The following is a 1,739-nucleotide window of genomic DNA, read 5'->3' as shown; positions in this document are numbered from 1 at the left end:
TCTTCGACGAATGAGCGCTCGGCCATCGCCAGTACCTCCGGTGGGTCGGCACACCCGTCGTGCCGTTGCAGCCACTGTCGGCGCTGATCGTTTAGAGGTCAATCAATGAAGAGTCATGGAAACGTGATGCCTGCAGGATGTGGACAGGCCTTGCAGAAAGTGGACAGCAGGGCGCGGCGGGGCTCGCGGAAGAGGCTGTTTACCTGCAGAAAACTGCTTCAGTTGTGCATGTTTTCGGGCGCGCTTTGACGGTGCGCATGCACCGTGGCGGCGCAGCCGGCTAGGGAAATCACCGGCGCCGGGTGCACGTTTTAGTTCTAAAGTGCTTTAGCGCTTTGGCACTGCTTTTGCGTCATTGCCGTCGGCGCCGGTGGCCTTGCACCGGCATGTCGCTACCGCCTGTCGCCAGGATGTCCCATGCTGATGCCCACATCCCACTCCCAGCCCGCCGGTCTGCCGCGTGCCATGCTCGGCATGCCCTCGCGCCAGTTGTTCGCCTCCCGCGATCTGCAGGAAACCTGCTCGCAGATCTCACGGGTGATGAAGCCGCATGCGCTGCAGGTGGTGGGTCCGCGCCAGCGGCTCGATGCGCGCATGCACCACCTCGCCTTCGGTGACGTGAGCCTGAGCCGCCTGAGCCACGGCGCCGAAGTGCGCATCGAGCCCGGCGAGCTGTCCGACTTCTTCCTGGTGATGATGCCGCTGCACGGCCATGCGCAGGTGCGCTGCGGCACCGAGGCGGTCGATTCCACGCCCGACGTGGCCTCCGTCATCAGCGCCCACCTGGGCACCACCATGCACTGGAGCGCCGATTGCGACCAGCTGATGGTGCGCATCGCCCGGCCCTTCCTGGAACGCATGCTCACCGCCCAGCTGGGCCGCGAGCCCGATGCGCCGCTGCAGTTCACGCTGGGCTTTCGCTGGCGCGACCATGCGGCCTGGCACTGCCTGGTGCGCTACCTGGTCGACTGGGCCGACCAGCCGGTGCAGCCCACCGACCACAAGATCATCGTCGGCCAGCTGGAGCAGCTGGTGGCTTCATCGCTGCTGTGCAGCCAGCCGCACAACTTCAGCGCCGCGCCGTCGGCCCGCCGTTCGGTGGTGCTGCCGCGGCACGTCAAGCGGGTGCAGGAATACCTGCAGGCCCATGCGCACGAAAGCATCCGCGCCGAAACCCTGGCCGACGTGGCCGGCGTCAGCCTGCGCAGCCTGTATGCCGGCTTTCAAGACTTCTGCGGCGTGAGCCCGATGCAGTACCTGCGCAACATCCGCCTTGAACGCGTGCGCGCCGAACTGCTGGCCGGCACCGTCACCGGCGGCGTGGCCTCGGTGGCGCTGCGCTGGGGCTTCGGCCACCTCGGCCGCTTCAGCGCCGAGTACAAGGCGCACTTCGGCGAATCGCCGAGCCAGACGCTCAGAAAGAACTGAGCCATTGCCCGGTCTGACAAGCCCTCCTCGCGGAGGGCTTTGTTCTTGTGCCCCCAAGCTCGCTGCGCTCGCGGCCCCCCGTGGGGGCGCACCCGCCCTTGGGGCGGCCCGGCGGGCGGGTGATTCCATCAGAACGGCACCGTCACCTTCGCCCACAGCGCCTGGCCTTCAGCCCGGTGGCGAACGCCGAATTCGTTCTGCCACTTCACCGTGAACAGCAGGCCCTTGCCGTCGGCATAGCGCAGCGAGGGGCCGATGGCGTTGGCCGCGGCCTTGCCGGTGCCGGCGTTGGGGCCGCGGTCATCGGTGAT

At 67.4% G+C, this 1,739-nt stretch carries 2 protein-coding genes; one reads left to right on the top strand and one right to left on the bottom strand.

Features of this window, described 5'->3' with window-relative positions; genetic code table 11:
- Positions 1-465 precede the first annotated feature (465 nt).
- Positions 466-1,428, top strand: a complete 963-nt coding sequence (locus ABNT58_RS06430) for an AraC family transcriptional regulator (protein ID WP_348752676.1) — start codon at positions 466-468, stop codon at positions 1,426-1,428.
- 128 nt (positions 1,429-1,556) lie between these two features.
- On the opposite strand, the gene ABNT58_RS06425 is transcribed toward ABNT58_RS06430, so the two are convergent.
- On the bottom strand, positions 1,557-1,739 hold a 183-nt coding region (locus tag ABNT58_RS06425; RefSeq protein ID WP_348752675.1), incomplete at its 5' end, for a transporter.

It is taken from the genome of uncultured Aquincola sp. (genome assembly GCF_964001545.1).
Taxonomy (GTDB): Bacteria; Pseudomonadota; Gammaproteobacteria; order Burkholderiales; family Burkholderiaceae_C; genus Aquincola.
Note: the sequence above shows the minus strand (reverse complement) of the source record. Positions and strands in the feature narration are given on the sequence as shown.

Excerpts from the sequence above, each read along its gene's own strand:
- ABNT58_RS06430 (WP_348752676.1), top strand. The coding sequence starts at position 466 with ATGCTCGGCATGCCCTCGCGCCAGTTGTTCGCCTCCCGCGATCTGCAG.